Origin of the sequence: Streptomyces caelestis (genome assembly GCF_001279005.1) — a bacterium.
In the GTDB taxonomy this organism is placed as follows: domain Bacteria; phylum Actinomycetota; class Actinomycetes; order Streptomycetales; family Streptomycetaceae; genus Streptomyces; species Streptomyces heliomycini.
The window spans coordinates 198,197-213,520 of record NZ_LGCN01000001.1 but is presented as its reverse complement, the minus strand read 5'-3'; the positions used below and the strand labels follow the sequence as shown (position 1 = coordinate 213,520).

18 protein-coding genes are annotated in these 15,324 nt (G+C 70.5%); 14 read left to right on the top strand and 4 right to left on the bottom strand.

Annotation, left to right across the window (positions count from 1 at the left end):
* Nucleotides 1–91 precede the first annotated feature (91 nt).
* The 8 genes from ADK41_RS01025 to ADK41_RS00990 all read left to right on the top strand — a co-directional run bounded on the left by ADK41_RS01025 (nucleotide 92) and on the right by ADK41_RS00990 (nucleotide 5,962).
* Nucleotides 92–550 (top strand): hypothetical protein, encoded by a 459-nt coding sequence (locus ADK41_RS01025; RefSeq protein WP_030819414.1) that lies wholly within the window; start codon nucleotides 92–94, stop codon nucleotides 548–550.
* A gap of 448 nt (nucleotides 551–998) precedes the next feature.
* The gene (locus ADK41_RS01020; RefSeq protein WP_030380988.1) at nucleotides 999–1,613 is read left to right on the top strand and encodes a TetR/AcrR family transcriptional regulator; all 615 of its coding nucleotides are present in this window, start codon (nucleotides 999–1,001) and stop codon (nucleotides 1,611–1,613) included.
* Between the two features lie 47 nt (nucleotides 1,614–1,660).
* Nucleotides 1,661–2,050, top strand: a complete 390-nt coding sequence (locus tag ADK41_RS01015) for a hypothetical protein (protein WP_030819416.1) — start codon at nucleotides 1,661–1,663, stop codon at nucleotides 2,048–2,050.
* A 108-nt stretch (nucleotides 2,051–2,158) separates the two neighbouring features.
* Complete coding sequence (locus ADK41_RS01010; RefSeq protein ID WP_158709360.1) at nucleotides 2,159–2,557, top strand: hypothetical protein; 399 nt, start codon at nucleotides 2,159–2,161, stop codon at nucleotides 2,555–2,557.
* Nucleotides 2,558–2,585: 28 nt separating this feature from the next.
* Nucleotides 2,586–2,942 (top strand): hypothetical protein, encoded by a 357-nt coding sequence (locus ADK41_RS01005; protein ID WP_030819418.1) that lies wholly within the window; start codon nucleotides 2,586–2,588, stop codon nucleotides 2,940–2,942.
* Between the two features lie 88 nt (nucleotides 2,943–3,030).
* A complete protein-coding gene (locus ADK41_RS01000; protein WP_030819420.1) occupies nucleotides 3,031–3,360 on the top strand; it encodes a hypothetical protein in 330 nt (109 codons plus the stop codon).
* A gap of 216 nt (nucleotides 3,361–3,576) precedes the next feature.
* Nucleotides 3,577–4,563, top strand: a complete 987-nt coding sequence (locus tag ADK41_RS00995; RefSeq protein ID WP_030819422.1) for a hypothetical protein — start codon at nucleotides 3,577–3,579, stop codon at nucleotides 4,561–4,563.
* 283 nt (nucleotides 4,564–4,846) lie between these two features.
* Nucleotides 4,847–5,962, top strand: coding sequence for a hypothetical protein (locus ADK41_RS00990; RefSeq protein ID WP_234318539.1), 1,116 nt, complete (start codon nucleotides 4,847–4,849; stop codon nucleotides 5,960–5,962).
* Between the two features lie 489 nt (nucleotides 5,963–6,451).
* Here ADK41_RS00990 and ADK41_RS00985 read toward each other — a convergent pair whose 3' ends face one another.
* Complete coding sequence (locus ADK41_RS00985; protein WP_030819426.1) at nucleotides 6,452–7,942, bottom strand: hypothetical protein; 1,491 nt, start codon at nucleotides 7,940–7,942, stop codon at nucleotides 6,452–6,454.
* Between the two features lie 438 nt (nucleotides 7,943–8,380).
* Between ADK41_RS00985 and ADK41_RS00980 the strand changes: the two genes are divergently transcribed.
* The 6 genes from ADK41_RS00980 to ADK41_RS00955 all read left to right on the top strand — a co-directional run bounded on the left by ADK41_RS00980 (nucleotide 8,381) and on the right by ADK41_RS00955 (nucleotide 12,021).
* On the top strand, nucleotides 8,381–8,593 hold the full coding sequence (locus tag ADK41_RS00980; RefSeq protein ID WP_030819428.1) for a hypothetical protein: 213 nt from the start codon (nucleotides 8,381–8,383) through the stop codon (nucleotides 8,591–8,593).
* 73 nt (nucleotides 8,594–8,666) lie between these two features.
* Entirely contained in the window at nucleotides 8,667–9,113 is a 447-nt protein-coding gene (locus tag ADK41_RS00975; RefSeq protein ID WP_030819430.1) for a hypothetical protein, read from the top strand.
* 32 nt (nucleotides 9,114–9,145) lie between these two features.
* Nucleotides 9,146–9,703 carry a hypothetical protein gene (locus ADK41_RS00970; protein WP_030380998.1) on the top strand — a complete coding sequence of 186 codons (558 nt, stop codon included), beginning with the start codon at nucleotides 9,146–9,148 and terminating at the stop codon, nucleotides 9,701–9,703.
* Between the two features lie 242 nt (nucleotides 9,704–9,945).
* A complete protein-coding gene (locus ADK41_RS00965; protein ID WP_030819432.1) occupies nucleotides 9,946–10,659 on the top strand; it encodes an HNH endonuclease family protein in 714 nt (237 codons plus the stop codon).
* Nucleotides 10,656–11,651: a hypothetical protein gene (locus tag ADK41_RS42690; RefSeq protein WP_051842857.1), complete on the top strand. Its 996-nt coding sequence runs from the start codon at nucleotides 10,656–10,658 to the stop codon at nucleotides 11,649–11,651. Before ADK41_RS00965 ends, ADK41_RS42690 begins: the two co-directional genes overlap by 4 nt.
* Complete coding sequence (locus tag ADK41_RS00955; RefSeq protein WP_051842858.1) at nucleotides 11,644–12,021, top strand: hypothetical protein; 378 nt, start codon at nucleotides 11,644–11,646, stop codon at nucleotides 12,019–12,021. The genes ADK41_RS42690 and ADK41_RS00955 overlap by 8 nt, the downstream gene beginning before the upstream one ends.
* 107 nt (nucleotides 12,022–12,128) lie before the next feature.
* Here ADK41_RS00955 and ADK41_RS00950 read toward each other — a convergent pair whose 3' ends face one another.
* The 3 genes from ADK41_RS00950 to ADK41_RS00940 all read right to left on the bottom strand — a co-directional run bounded on the left by ADK41_RS00950 (nucleotide 12,129) and on the right by ADK41_RS00940 (nucleotide 15,286).
* Complete coding sequence (locus tag ADK41_RS00950; protein ID WP_030819434.1) at nucleotides 12,129–13,373, bottom strand: hypothetical protein; 1,245 nt, start codon at nucleotides 13,371–13,373, stop codon at nucleotides 12,129–12,131.
* Between the two features lie 285 nt (nucleotides 13,374–13,658).
* Entirely contained in the window at nucleotides 13,659–14,363 is a 705-nt protein-coding gene (locus ADK41_RS00945) for a beta-ketoacyl-ACP reductase (protein WP_030381002.1), read from the bottom strand.
* Nucleotides 14,364–14,407: 44 nt separating this feature from the next.
* Nucleotides 14,408–15,286 carry a helix-turn-helix domain-containing protein gene (locus ADK41_RS00940; RefSeq protein WP_234318542.1) on the bottom strand — a complete coding sequence of 293 codons (879 nt, stop codon included), beginning with the start codon at nucleotides 15,284–15,286 and terminating at the stop codon, nucleotides 14,408–14,410.
* Nucleotides 15,287–15,324: the final 38 nt, after the last annotated feature.

The window sequence follows — 15,324 nt, the reverse complement described above, 5'->3', positions numbered from 1 at the left end:
CGTGGCCGGGCGGCCCCGTCCCGCCCGGCCACAGGCCACGCGGTCTGCTGCATCAGGCCGACATCCCCATCGCCCTCAGCCGAGGAGAGCCATGTCCGAAGAACTCCGTCCCCGCACCGTCCAGCACCGCCGCTGCCAGCCGCTACACACCGTCTACGGGTTGGTGGCACTGCTGGCCGGCTGCGGCGTCCTGCTGGAGCAGCCCGTCATGTGGCTGTTCGTCGTCCCGCTCGCTGTCCTTGTCGTCGGAACCCGCCGGCTCGCCTGGAACCGGGCCTGTACCGCCCTCCGCAGGCGGGAGGAACGCAAGACCGCACCAGCACCCAGCTGGGTGTGGGGCGCTGCTGCGGCCGGTCTGGACGCCGCTCTCGTGGTAGGCGCCTTCGCCCTCTGCGCCGTGCTGCTGCTCGGCCACGGTGACGCTCTCGTCCTGCGCGGACGGGCAGCGGACTATCTGGTCCTCGGCGCAGGGGCGGTGTTCGCCGGCGCCCACGCGCTCGCTCACTGCATGTCCGCCCACGCCCGGGAGACAGAGGAGTCCGGGGCGTGACAAGTCCCTTCTCCCGCGGAGTGACCGCGGTGTTGCTTCACCCCGAACGGCTCGGCCGCGGCACCCCTGTTCCGCGTATGGTGCTCCCTGCGCGATGCCGGTCCCGGGCGCCGCCGGAGGCCGCGGAGCCGGCCCGCCCCCTGCGAAGGTCGAGCCGCCCGGCGCGTAAGAGATCTTCATGGTCCTCGGGCTGAGAGACGACCACGCCGGCGCGCTGGCGGACGCCGTCGCCACTCGGGTGGGCAGGCGGATCGACACCTTCCACGCTGAGTCGGAGGGACGCGGCAGGGCCGCGCGAGCGCAAGTCGAAGGCGGTGACTGCTGAGATGCCCCACGCCGCTTGTTGCCTATTTACGTTTCAATGTGTAATGTGATTGAACGTCGGGTCCGGAGGCAAGCCCCAGACCCGGACCACGTCCCTTCCCCTCCTCCAGCCCAGGAGACGACTGTGCCCACCCGTGTCGTGACCCGCACCCCCGACCGCCGCGTGCCCAGCCAGCGCGGCCTCCAGACCCGCCAGAAGCTGATGGACGCGACGATCGAACTTCTTGCCACGAAGTCCTACCGCGACATCAAGGTGCTGGACATCGCCCAGGCGGTAGGCACGTCGCCCGCGACGTTCTACCAGTACTTCCCCGACATTGAGGGCGTCGTCCTCGAAGCGTCCCGGCTCCTGGTCAAGGAGACGAACGCGGCACTGGACAGCTTCGAGGACGGCTCCTGGTCCTCGGACGGGCTGTCCGGCGCCACCCGGCTCGTCGACGCCGTACTCGACGGCTGGAGCGATTACCTCCCCCTCATGCGTGTACTGACCGCCGTCGCGGCCGAGCGGGACCCCCGCTTCGTCAAGGCGTACTTCGCGGCCACCAGGCCCATCGTCCGGGCCCTGACGGCGGCCACGCCCAACGCCGAGGGCAAGGAACTGGTCCACGCCCTCGTGTCCAGCCTGACCGGCGCCGCCGGACACGAGAACGCCGGAAGCCTCCAGGGGCTGTCCAAGCGCCAGCGTCGCCGGGGCCTCGCCCGCCTCGTCCACGCCGCCGTGACCACGGCCGACGCCTAGGCCTCCCGCTTCACCACCAGCCCGGCCGCAACCCCAGGGGGAACACCTTGATCCAGCCAGCCTCTCTCGCTATCGGCTTCGCGCTCGGCGTCCTCAGCGTCCTGCTCCGCGCCCTTGCACTGCGCATCCGGCCGCGCCGCCCGCAGGTCCCCCTCTCGGTCGCCTCGCCGAGCCCCGAACTCGTCACCGCACTGTCTCTGGCCGTCGCCGAGCGGTACCCGGACCTCGGAGGGTTCGACTACGCCACCGTCAGCGTCTTCGAGCACAACTCACCGGAGAACACGGTGCACCTCTACCCCGCACGCGGGCCCCACAGGGGCGCCATACGCCTGGACCCGAGCGACCCGAGCAGCCCCAGCGGCAAGGCCGCCCGACTGCTGGCCGAGATGAACCTGCCCCAGGTCGGCGTCCTGGTCATCCCCCTCAGCTCGCGCTGACCCGGATCTCGCCGCCCCCGCTCGACTCCGGGGCGGCGTCCGACCGGCCTGCCGTGGACGCCAGCCGCCCTCTCCCATCCCCGATCCCCGACCCGACAGCGAGGAACCGTGACCACCCCTTCCCGCCAGATGTTCAAGTACGGAGGCTGGGTGTTCGACATCGACCGGGCCATGCGCCTCCTGGAGGAGCACCCCCGCGCCGTCGAGCAGACCTCCGTGGCCGACTGGTCGGCGGCCTACCACTTGAGCCTGCTCAGGCCGGACTACAACGGCCCGTCCTGGTGCCCGATCTTCGGCCCGGACCAGTCTCACTTCGACGTCGAACACGCCATGGGCACCGACCTCGACCAGCCGGTGATCATCGCCACCCTGGAGTTCGACAGCGGCCCGGCTCGCCTGCTGATCGACGGAGTGCACCGCATGTACCGAGCGATGACCGAAGGACACCCGACGCTGCCCGCGCACGTCCTGACCATCACCGAGACCGCCAAGATCCGCCTCGACTGACGCCGCCCTCCACCCCTGGGAGTCCCGCATGACCTCCATCGGCACCGCCCGTCACTTCCAGCCCCACGGCACGCCTGGCCACGTGTGCCGCGACCACAACCGGGCAGTCCTGGCCCCGGCTGTCGCCGTTGAGGCCCTCCGCCAGGGCCTTGGGCCCGACCTGACCGACGCCCAGCTCGACCAGTGCGCGGTGATCGCCGAGCGCAACCCCCTGTCCGACACCTCCCGCGCCGCCGTCCGTACCGCGCTGGAGCCCGCGCTGTCCGTGCGCAACTCCCCGGCGACCGTGCACCATCAGCTGTTCAACCTCCCGCCCGGACACCCTCTGCGGGTCCGCGTCGGCGACACCGAGTACTTCCTCGTCCCCATCCCCATCACGCTGTGAGTCGCCGCCCAGCCCCGCCGGCGCCGAGGGAACGACTCCGAACACCGCCGAAAGCCGATACGGTCGGCATTCAGGATTGGAGTTGCCGATGATCGCCACCAGCGCCGCCCCGTCGCTCCTCGACGTACGAAACGCTCTGCGGAACGCAGGCCTGCGCCAGGCTGAGGACCACCCGGGGCTGCCCGTGGTGCCGGAGGTTGAGACGTGGGCCTCCAACGGAGAGATCATCATCAAGATCGGCGTGGCGCCCCATGAGCGCCTGGGTGCCGATGCCATCCCGGCGCGCGTTCACGATGCCCTCCTGGCATGCGGTTTCGGCCTCAGCATGACGACCCGCTGCGATGACACTTCGGACAGCCGCTCACCAGCCGCTGTCCTGGCTTCAGGAGATGCCGTCGCCATCATCTGCACCCGCTAGCCATCGCGGCCGCCGGGAGGCGACCCGCTCAGCATGGGAACACCCAGGAACACCCCTGCCGTCCGATGACAGCGACCCGGGTCAGGAAGTTCGTCGGGGCTCGCAGGCACGTGACTGGCTGAATCGGACACCCCCCACAAACGCGCCCGGCCCCGGCCTGGCGCGTTTTGGCATGATCCCTCTCAACCGAGATCCGGTACCTGACGAGGGGGAACCATGTCTGTGCGCCTGCGCCACGCCCTTCCGGCCGTGCTCCTTGCCGGCACGGTCGTGATCTCCGGCTGCGCCGGCTCCGACAGCGGGCCCAAGGCCGACGGCAAGCCGACGAACAGCGCCCCGCGGCCCAGGCCGTCGCCTTCCACGGTGCTGCCGGACGGCATCGCCAAGCCGGGGACCGCCCTTCCGGTCGGCGATGGGGCATGGACGGTGACACTGCGGGGCTTCGAGCGCCTGCCCGCCGACACCGAGCTCGGCGTGCCGGCCGGCTCGAGCGCGTACAGGGCGCGGGTGACCGTGGCCAACCAGCGGGCGCAGGTCGCTACCGCGCCCCGGACTGCGGTCACCGCCCGCTATGGAGCTCTCGGGCGCACGGCTGTGGAGGCCACCGACAGCGGCGCTTCCTCTTCCACGGACGAGCCGCAGCAGGTGCGCCCCAACGGGTCCGTCGACAGGGATCTGAAGCTCGTGCTTCCCGATCAGGCCCAGGGCCTGCCGGTCACGGTGACCGTGGAAGCGACCGAGGAGGGGCTGGCCGAGCCGGAGCTGCTGTTCTTCGAGGGCGCCCTGCCGGGCAGGGCCGCCACCTCCCCAGCCCCGCAGGCGCCGCAGCAGGGTGCGCCGGCCAGGCAGTCGGTTACGCCGGTTGGGCAGTGGAACGGCAACGTGCGCGTGGGCAAGGTGACGGTGAGCGGCGAAGGGTCCTCGCGCGCTGCGAGCCTGGAGCTCAGCGTGGTCAACCGCTCCGGCGACCCGATGCCCGGCCTGGGCACCACGCTGCGCATCCTGACCGGCGACGACCTGCGCCTGGCCGCCACCGTCCGTCCTGTGTACGGGTACCGTGACGCGGCGATCGCGCCGTACCGCACCGCCACGCAGACCGTCTCCTTCACCGTCCCCGACGCGGCCGTCGGCGGCCCGGTAACGGTGGAGGCCGTCGACGCGGCCGGCTCCCGGGTCACCTTCGAAGGCGTCCTCGGACAGTGATGAGAAGGGGCTGGATGGTGCCGGCGCGAGCAGGACCGTCGTGCTACACCCGAGCCCGCGATTCAAGTGCTGGCCCGGTAGCGATGAGGACAACCCCGATCACATTGCGGAATTCTATGAGTTTGGCTAATCTCGCTTGCGAGGCCGCCCCCTGCACTTGCCGGCCAGCGCCTCTGGATCCGGCTTACGGAGCCGCGACGCGCGACCACTGCAGAACCCGGCGCCTCACATGGGCGGACCGGCATGACTCGCCGGCCCGGCTGGCCACGGACGGAGCGACATGATGCCCGCAGGCACCGATCGCACGTATACGAGCTTCGACAAGATGGCGGAGCGGTACGGCGTGGACCGTACAACGTCCGCCAAGTGGTCTCACGAGGAGGGGTTTCCCGACCTCCTCTTCACCGAGGGCCAGGGCGGCCTCCATGTCTACGACGCGGAAGATGTCGACGCCTGGGTCCGCGATCACCACTTCGGCTCGTGGTTCCGGTCTCGGCAAGGCAAGGACAACCCGCTGGATCTGCCCAAGGGCGGGCCCCGTGACCTCCTCTCTCTGCGCCAGATCGGCGAGCTTGAGGGACAGGCCCTGAACCGGCCTCCCACGTCGATCACCACCCTGCGTACCTACCTGTCCCCGTCCAAGAGAGTCCTCCCGCCGGCCGACAGAACGCCGGGCGACGGCCTGCAGCCGACGGTCTCGGAGCCAATGTGGTTCCGCGAGACCGCCTACACCTACATCTGCCGACCTCGCCGCACGCGCCGTACGACGCCTGTTGAGGCGAAGCAGCCGAGCGGGAGGAAGTCGGCGCCGAAGCAGCGGGCGGCCGGCGCCTTGCTCGACCTGGACCTGCCGGACGGCGCGGACACCGACCTGCTGACCCTGCAGGAGATCGGCGAGCTCGACGGGAAGGCGCGCGGGCGCGGCAAGGCCACCACCGTCGGTACGTTGAAGAACTACCAGTCGCAGGAGCTGCTGGCGAAAGCGGACCGGACGCCTGGCGACGGCCAGGAGCCAGCCGTCGATGAGCCCATGTGGTTCCGATCCACCGCCTACCGCTTCATCCGCCGGCCGGGACGCCTGGGAGCAGCGGCACGTGCTTCACGCGAGATCGTCGACGCCTCCGAGCCGCTGCGCGAGGACTTGAAGCTCCCGAAAGGGGCGGACAACGACCTGCTGACCTTGCAGCAGATCGGCGAGCTCGACGGGAAGGCGCGCGGGCGCGGCAAAGCCACCACCGTTTCGTCGATGCGGACGTACCTGTACAACGGACTGCTGGCGGAGGCGGACCGGACGCCTGGCGACGGCCAGGAGCCAGCCGTTGACGAGCCCATGTGGTTCCGATCCACCGCCTACCGCTTCATCCGCCGGCCGGGACAACTCGGAGGATCCCGCAGATGACCCGCACTTCGATGCCCGGCCACCGCCGACCGTGGGCGGATGCGTCAGGAAGTGGAGCTACGAGCTTCGGCACGCCTTGACGGACTTGTCCTCCACGGTGGGGTCGCAGGAACGACGGCAGTACGTCCTCGCCTTTCCGCGGCGCTGGGGGTCGAGGCGGTTCTCATCGGGCCCGACCCGGTGGTTGCCGACGAGGCAAGCACCGGCCCCACGGCCGCGGTGGCCACACCGGCATGAAGCCGGACCTCACCGGGCCGCTCGCGACGGCCGCCCCGCCTGGGTGACGCTGGACTGCGGCACCTGCGCCCCGTACTCGCCAGCCGGCCACGCACCAGCGTGGAATCGGCTCGCCGCGCTCTCCGTCGCATACCTGAATGTGCCTGGCGTCTCGCTGCGTAGCCAGCCCGGGAAGCGGATTGCGCAAAGCCCCGGCGCGACACGGCCGGGGAGCCGGTCACGCCGGGGCGCGAAAGCGTTTGTCCGGGCGGGTTACGCCGCTGTCGGGGCGCGCCGGACGCCGCCACGGCGGCCCAGTCCGAGTGCGGTCCGGTAGACGTCGGGCATGTCGAGTTCCCCAGTGGTACGGCGGTCCAGCACGCCTGCGTCGACCAGTTCCTCCAGCAGAAACGGGTAGCTGGTCGGGTGACGCGGTCCGGTCCGTGAGCGGCTGGCATCCGCCACGGCCCGTCGTGTCATCTCCTGGAGCCGGTCAGCCAGACCGATGTTCGCCCACAGCTCGAAGACGTCCTCCTCCCGCATCGGGAGCTGCTGCCCGGCCAGCGGTTCCAGGGCCAGCCGGGCCCACGGCAGCGCCTGGTGGAGTTCCTCGGCCCGCGCACCACAGCTCACGCCGTGACGGAGATCGTCGTAGTGCAGCGGACGGTCGTGCCCGGAGTGGCTGCGGCTGGTGTTCTCCAGCGCGGCAGCCAGGGCGGCGAGGAAGGGGCGCGGGGTGATGGTGCCCAGGGCGTCCTGGAGGTAGCAGGACAGGTAGTTGTAGGTGAAGCCGTTGCGGGCGTTCACGCCCATGTATCTGCCGACGAGGGTGGTGAAGACCTCTTCCTGCGCCTTTCGGTCCCGGCTGAGTTCGTCGGGAGCGAGGAACCGGCCGTCGGCGTCCTGCTGCCAGGTGGGCCAGGCCGCCCGGAAGGCGGCCGCCTCGGCACTGGGGTGGTTGCCCAGAACGTGGAAGAGCAGTCCGAACAGGTCGGCCCTGTCGAATCGGTGGAGGTAATGAGTCCTGCTCCAGGAGAGGTCAGCGGCCCGCGCGGTGAGAAATGCGCGGTCGGCGCGCGGGACACCATTCAAAGCGCCGTCCAGCATGTCCGGGCGGATGAAGACCTTCGCCCGCAGCCGGGTGGTGCGCCGGGACAGGGTGGCGGCGAGGTTGAGCACACCGGAGGCGAGGTGTTCGGCTACGGTGCGGTCGGGGTGGAACTGGTCGAGAGAATCGAACAGGACGATGCGGACGGTGTCGGCGGTGCGCGCGGACGCCTCGATCTCGGCCAGAGAGCGGTCGGTGGCCCCGGGGTTGCGAACCAGCCAGTCGACGCGTTCGGTCCACGTGGCCAGGGTGGCAAGGTCAGGCACGCCGAGGGCCGTCAGGGCGACCGTGGTCCACAGGGTGGTCGGCTGGACGCCCCACGCGGTCAGAGCCCGCAGTTCCCCGGATGACGGCTGGAAGGTATCCGGCCGGGCACCGAAACCGGTGGCCGCTTCGGTCCGTTCCAGACGGGGCAGGCGGTACTCCCGGGCGGCAACCGCGCGCAGCTTGGGGTCGGTCAGGGCCCGGGCCCAGAAGGTCTTGCCCTCCCCCACCGCTCCGCGGACCACGGTGCTGTCCGCGTACAGGGCGGCCCGGTGGGCGTCCGGGGTGTACATCATCGGGATGGGGAGCGTGAGGGCGTCCGTGGCATGGGCTGCGGACAGTGCGTCGTGCAACAGCGTCCGGTATTCCGCGACGGAGAGTGTGCGAGACATCTTGTCCTTCCATTGCCGCTGCGCGGCTCAACTTGCGCGGCTCGCAGCGATGTTGCGGGATGCGGCCCAGTAGGGCGTACCGCAAACATACGCACACTCATAGAGTTAAGCAACTCCCGGCGGCGCAGCCGATCCAGCTGCGGGGGCGCATCCTGCAAGAGATTGCTTAATTCTATGAGTCTCGGTAGTCTTTGAGCCCTGCCGGGGCCCCAGAGCCCAGGCGGGCCCGGACCGCGCGGGCACCGAAGCGCCTACCACCCGGTCCCGAACGCGCACGTCGAGCACCACACTCACCGGCTCCCGCCCGACGAGACCGTCACCCGCGGCGGGACCGGACATCGCCAACTCCCCTGCCTTCGCTCGCCATGCATTCGTCCGCGATCCGTCGCTGGGCCCCATGTCTGTCGAGCCGTCCCTCAGCCACAAGGAGAAGAATCCGTGGAACCCGAGTTCAGTGTCGGAGACCGCATCAAGGTCGTCCTGTGCACCGACGAGCACGACCCCATTCCCGCCGGAGCGACCGGCACCGTCACCCACTGGAACCCCCACCCGCTGGTCCGTCAGCTCGGCATCGCATGGGACGCCCCGCACGCCCACCGTCGGCTGATGCTCACCCTCGTCGGCGACGGCGACCGCGTCGCCCGCCTCTGACCGGCTGCCGGGCGGCCCCGGCCGCCCGGCAGCGCCTCAGCCCCGCCTCCAACACTGCGAGAACCGACTCACCATGTTCCGAAGCACCATCGCTACCGCCGCCGGCCTCCGCGCCGAGATCGACTTCGAGTCCGAATACGTCCTCCACGTCCGCGAGGACGGCGTCTGGACACGCCCCAAGAACGCCGAGCACCGCGCACTGCACGGCATCGACGTCTGGCACGCCATCCGACGCTCCCCCCACTACGGGGCCAACGTCCACGTCTTCGAATCCGGCGTCCTCATCCTCGCCAGCTCCACCGCGGCGCTGCGGTTCATCCCGGCCGGCACCTACGAGGAGTACTTCTGCTCGGGGGAGGACTGCGACGACTACAGCGCCGACGGCGAAGGCTGGGAAGGCCTGTGCGGCAACTGTGCCGACCGCGCGTACGCCGTCGAGTGCGCAGGGGAGGAGGACTCGGACCTCAATGCCGCTCCGCTTACGCCGTCCCAGCCCGCCGTACTTCCGACAACGTCCTGACCCCGTCCGTACACCATTACCTGGAGACCTTGGTGACCTCTTCGCCCAAGCCGCTGCCGGATCAGTGGACGATCAATCTCCACCCCGTCGCCAACCTGACCATCCTCACCCTCCTCGACGATGCCGGAGTCCAGCGCGAGATCGGCTTCTCTCCCCTTACCCCGCCGGGCACGACCGACCGCACCGTGGGCGCGCTGTCGGAGATTGCCGATCCCGGACTGCGCGCCAGCGCACAGAAGTTGATCAGCACCTTCTACGAGCGCACTGCGCGGGCCCAGGCGAACGCCGACGCCTTCGGCGCGGCCGTTCCCGACCAGCGGCACCTCTTCGACCGGCTGCGCTCCGTCGTCCCCGGCTGTCTGATCGAACTCGACGTAGACGACGAGACGCTGGCGGTCATCCTCAAGATGACCGCCACAGGCTCGGCGGCAGGGGCTCTGCTCTCCTTGGTAGCCCGCTGGCCCGGCTCCATCACCGCGGACGGACAGGCCGACGGCATCACCCAGGACTTGGACGGTGGTGACCTGACCATGCGGCTCGACCAGGCACACGCCGAGGACTTCCTCACCTGGTTCCGCAGCCAGCCGTGAACTGCAAGGCGGAAGCCGATTACGACGGCCAGATACTCACCAGCGTCTTCACCGCGTCCACCAAGTAGTCAGCCAAGGACAGAGCCGCCGCGGCACTGCTGGAAGCGGTCAGCAGACCCTGAAGCGGCGAGGCCAGGCTGCACACGGGCAGAAATTTCGGACCGAGTGTCACACCGCCGGCCAGCGCCGCACCTGTAGCAGGTGAACGGTGTTTCCTCCGACACGAACAGGACTCTCTGCCCATGGCCCCTCGCATCTCGGCCGCCGCCCTCGTGCTCGCCGGCGCGCTCGCTGCCTCCGCCTGCGGCCCACAGCCCGCTCCCGGCCCTGCGGCTGAAGCCGCACCCGCTCACGGACCAGTCGCGGCTGGAGACGGAACGGCGCTGACCCAGCTGAACAACCTGACGGTCCGAAAGCGCGTCCCCCTCGCCGGCTACAGCCGCGACGCCTTCGGACCGGCATGGAGCGATGAGGGCACCGTCGAGATGTCGGGAAACTCGTGCCCCACGCGTCAGGACGTCCTGGCCCGCGACCTGGACGACGTCGCAAGGGCCGAGGACGGCTGCACCGTGCTTTCCGGCGTTCTCCACGACCGGTACACGGGCCGGACGATCAACTTCAAGCGCGGCCCCCGCACATCCATGGCCGTGCAGATCGACCACATCGTGCCCCTGGCGCTCGGATGGCGATCGGGGGCCCGGGAGCTGACTGCCGAGCAAAGGCTGAATTATGCGAACGACCCGGATAATTTGATTGCGACCGATGGTCCGACGAACGCGGGCAAGGGGGCCAAGGACGCCGCCGCGTGGATGCCCCCGCGGGCCCAGGCCCACTGCTGGTACGCGACCGCGCAGGTCCGCGTGAAGACCAAGTACCGCCTGTCGGTCACGCCGGCGGAGAAGACGGCCCTGCGCGCCGCGCTGGAATCCTGCCCGGCCGAGGCGGGCCCGCGATGAGGCCGTCCGCACAGCCGCTGCCCTTCGATGCGGACCGAGACCGGTGGACCCACGCCGTCCGGGAAGCCGCCCGGCTCCACCACGCCGTGCGCGCCGAGCTGGCTGGCAGGCTCTCGGCCCCGGCCGCCGTTCGGGCCGCCATGGAGGCGCTGCTGCTGATACGGGAGCGGACCCGGGGTGGGTGGCTGCGCTGGGACGTCTTCGGACCGCACCCGGGGGGTGTGCTGCGCGAGGCGGGCGTCTTCGACCCGGGGCAGCACCGGCTGGGGCGCTGGGCGTGTCGGACCGTGTGGGGGCGCCGTGCTCCCCTGCACATCTGGACGCTGGGAGGCCTCGAGCTTCCCCGCCCCCTCCCGGTCGGTCGGACCGCGCTGTTCACCGTGGTCGCCTTCGCCGCTCTGGGCCCGGCGGCCTCCCTGCTGCCGGCGACAATCGGTCTCCTCGCGGCCGGCGCGGTCGGTTTGGCCGCGGCCGTCGGACTGCCGGCGGCCGTCCGGCGCCTCACCCGGCATCGCGTGCGCGTGGTCGAGTCGGAGGAGGCGTACGCGGCGGTCTTCTTCCGGCTGCTGGCCGACGAGCAGCGCTTGCGCATGCTTGCCGAGCGCAGCGGGCGCTACGAGCTGACGCGCGCGGCGGCGGCGTTGCCGCGGCTGGTGTGGGACACGGCCGGGCTGGTGCCGCTGGCGGCGAACGACGTGGAAGCCCGTGAACTTCTTCTCGGATACGCCCAGTCGCTCGCGCTCCTGGTCGACCAGGCCGTCGAAGTCGAGCGGCAGGAGGAAGCGGTGGAGTCGGCGATCCGCGAAGACGGCGCGGCCGCCGCGCCGGTCAGGCCCGCGCTGCCCGAAGGGCTGCTGCCCCAACATCTGCTGGATGAAGTGCGGCTGGAGCTGGAGGAGCTGGGAGAAGGGCTGCGCCATGCCCGGGAAGTTTTGGGTGGGGCTCACGACGACGGAACTCGGCATGCGACGAGCGGAGAGAGCCATGCGTGAGCACGAGCGGACCGGTCGACGTGTTTCCTGGCGGAGGGCGAATCCGGAGGCCTACGCCGAGCTGAAGCGCACCTGGGGGGTGATCGGGCACAGCAGTGTCCTGATGGTGCTCAGCCTGAGCCTGATCGGTACGTCGCTGACGTTGGGCTACCTGCACTGGCCGGGGTGGCTGGAGACGTCCGCGCGCCTGAGCGCCAGCACGGCGGCGGTCGGCTGCGCAGCTGTCGGTCTGTGGCGGCTGGTGCGTGCCCTGTTCCGTTCGGTGAGGGCGGTCGTCCGCACGCGCCAGCGCGACGCTGAGGGCAAGGCTCAGGGGGAGACCGTCGAGGAGTCCGTTGAGTCCGCCGCCACAGCGGCGGGGTCGCCCTGAACGGGAAGAGGATGTCGTGTTCCGGTTCGAGAGCTTCGCGGTCGGGTTCGTCATCGGTGCCGTGGCTTGGTGCGTGCCGTACGTGCGTGGCTAGGGTCGGCGCGGGGTCACCAGGGGGCTCGTTCTCTGGCGTCGCAGACGGCTTCCCACTCGGCGAAGGTGAGGCACTGCTCGGCGGTGCGTGCGCGGCGGGCCCGGTCTGCCTGTGCGAGGGAGGCAAGGATCCTGTCGCGGATGACGAAGCCGGGCGGATCGGGAGCCGGCTCGACGGGCGGCGACACCCTGGTGAGGCGGGCACGGACCGCGGCCATGGCCGCCAGGAAGGCCGCGTTGGGCGGGACTGCGGAAGCCGTGTCCTCGCGGCTGTCGGGGTCGGCAGCGCGCTTGTTCTGGCCCTCGGTCTCGCTCCAGCGGGCCATGATCAAGCTGGCTGGGGAGGCCGGCCGTCGGGGCACGCGCCAGACCGACAGGTCGGCGGCGATGTCAGCTGCGGAAAGGCCGGTGGCGATCCAGGGGCGCAGGGCGAAGGCGAGGCGGCGCAGGCCCTCGCCCTGGGTCCAGCGCACCCGGGGGCGTACCCAGGCGGCGACCGAGACGGCGTGGGCGGCCTGGTCTGGGCTGGCCCGGTAGGGCTCCGGGATCTCGTGCCGGCGGCGGGGGCGCGGCCGCGCTCCGCGGGGCGCGCTGGTGTTGTTCTTCTTCCCTCTCATCTCAGCTGTAGGACGTGGGTGGTTGGTCTTACAGGAAGGGGTGTCACGGCATCGCGTCGGGCGGGCGCGGCGACGGGCGTCGGCGATGGCCAGCTGCCGTCCGTATTCGGTGAACCCGATGTGCCGGGCGTGGTAGCCGTGGCCGCTGACACGGTGGCCGAGGGCGTCGTCCCAGGCACGGGGGACGACGGCGGCGTAGATGGTGGCGGTGCCTGCCCACTCGCCGCTTCCGGCAGGCCGGGTGTTGGTCCGGGTTCCGTGGACAGCCCAGACGAGCAGGCCGAGCTCGCGCAGGACGGCGATGTGCCGCTCCAAGGTGCGTCGGCTGATACCCAGGCGACGCCACATCGCGTCGCGGCAGTAGGCGACGTGCCCGTCCGCGTTCAGGCGGGCGGCGAGATCGCGGGCGACGCGCAGCGTGGTGTCGCCGGCCTTGGGGTGCAGGCGATGGGTAATGGCCCAGGTGGCCGCGCGCAGGAAGTCCCCGCGCCGGGTACGTCGGGACGCGGTTGTGTCGACCTCCTGGTCTGCATGCTCATAGACGAGGTCGAATCGGTTGTTCAGGGATATTCGGTTTTCTCCGCGCGTAGGGCACGGCGGAGCGGCGGCTGCGTGGACCGGCGCGTGGGCATGCTGCATCATGGGCAGGGCACGCCCTCCTTTCGGGCATGCGCGAGCCCCTCTTCAGTGGGGCTGGGTTCTTCGGGAACCAAGGTGATCCGCCCTGGCAGGGGCGGTGTTGCCCGGTCTTCGGACCGGGTTCTTCACCGGGCGGGCTGGACACTCGCCGGGTGGTGGCAGAGATGCGGCGCGCAGGCCGAGGTGCTGGACACACCAGGGTTTGCTGCCGCAGGGCAGCCCACGGGGGGCTGCCTGCTGTCAGGTCATGCGCTCATGGGGCTCCAAGGTGGCGGGCGGTCGCGGTGGTCAGTGGCCCATGCCGGCGCCGCCGTCGACGGGCACCACGGCGCCGGTGATGTAGGCGGCTTGCTCGGAGGCGAGGAAGGCGACGGTCGCGGCGATCTCCTCGGGGCGGGCGAGGCGGCCGAGGGGGATCTGGGTCTTGAGGTTCTCGAGCTGCTCCGCGGTCAACTGCTCGCTCATGGACGTCTCGGTGAGGCCGGGGGCGACGACGTTGAAGGTGATGCCGCGGGAGCCGAGTTCGCGGGCCATGGAGCGGGCGAAGCCGACGAGGCCGGCCTTGGAGGCGGCGTAGTTGGCCTGGCCGCTCTCGCCGCGCAGGGCGACGGCGGAGGAGATGAAGACGACGCGGCCCTTCTTCGCGCGGAGCATGCCGCGGGAGGCGCGCTTGGTGACGCGGAAGGCGCCGGTGAGGTTGGTGTCGAGGACGGAGGTGAAGTCGTCCTCACTCATGCGCATCAGGAGCTGGTCCCTGGTGATGCCGGCGTTCGCGATGAGGACCTCGACGGGGCCGTGCTGCGCCTCGACCTCCTTGAAGGCGGCGTCGACCTGGTCGGTGTCGGTGATGTCGCAGCGGACGGCGAGCAGACCCTCGGGGGGCTCGCCCGAACGGTAGGTGACGGCGACGCGGTCGCCGGACTCGGCGAGGTGACGGGCGATGGCGAGGCCTATGCCGCGGTTGCCGCCGGTGACCAGGACTGAACGGGACACGGAATGGCGCCTTTCTATAGTGCTTCGTGGGTATTTGTCGTGAATTAACTGGCCCGGCGAGTGCCGGAACGGGTGAGGTGTCCACTCATCGCCGCGGCGGTGTCCATGACGGCGGTCACGTAGCGGGCTCGGGTGGCGGCCCGGCGCATGGGCACCGCCTTGGCCAGTAGCGCGACGGATCCGGCGACGGCCGAGCCGTACCAAATGGGCGCCGCGATCATCGTGCGACCCGCCAGCGGGGACGGACCGATGGCGTGACCTTCCTCACGGATCTGTGCGACGTCGATCTTGTTACCGCCGACGGAGCCGAGACAGGCGAAGATCGCCAGGCCAGCGGCGTCATCCTCCAGGGGCGCAGATTCAAGAGAGCGCAAGGCGGTCTGAGGCGAAGTAAGGACCTCGTCAGCGTGTGGCCCGTATGCCCGTTCCGCGCAGATCCTCATCGGAGTGCCGATCAGGTGGGGTCGGTAAACAAAAGCGAGCTGGCCGGTTCGCGACTGTAGTGTGACGATCTCGGCCCTCACAGCAGGAGAGGGCGGGCCAGCCTGGAGGGGCTGGGCGGGTGTCGACGAGGGGGGACCGTGCAGCGCGTCAGTCAGCGCGTAGCCAGCGCGCGGCCCAAGCTGCTCCACGGCGCCCTCCCGCATCAAGGCCTGCAGATACCGGTGGGCAGTCGCCGCGGGAAGGTCCGCGGACTCGGCGACCGCGGCCAGGGGATGTTCACCCGGCCCAAGGCTGATCAGTGCTCTGAGCACCGCCATGGTGCGTCCCACGGCTCCACCGACGCTGCCGGCGCGGTCGGGCGGGGTGGCAACAGGCTGCAGCAACGCGAACTCCCCCTCGCGGTTGTGGAGGACCCTCGCGTCTCCCACAACGCGGATGCGATCCAATGGCCGATTCTTCCCGGCCAAGATCTCGCCCACCAGGCTCTGAATTTTCCGGTCCCTGAATTTCAGGAGCG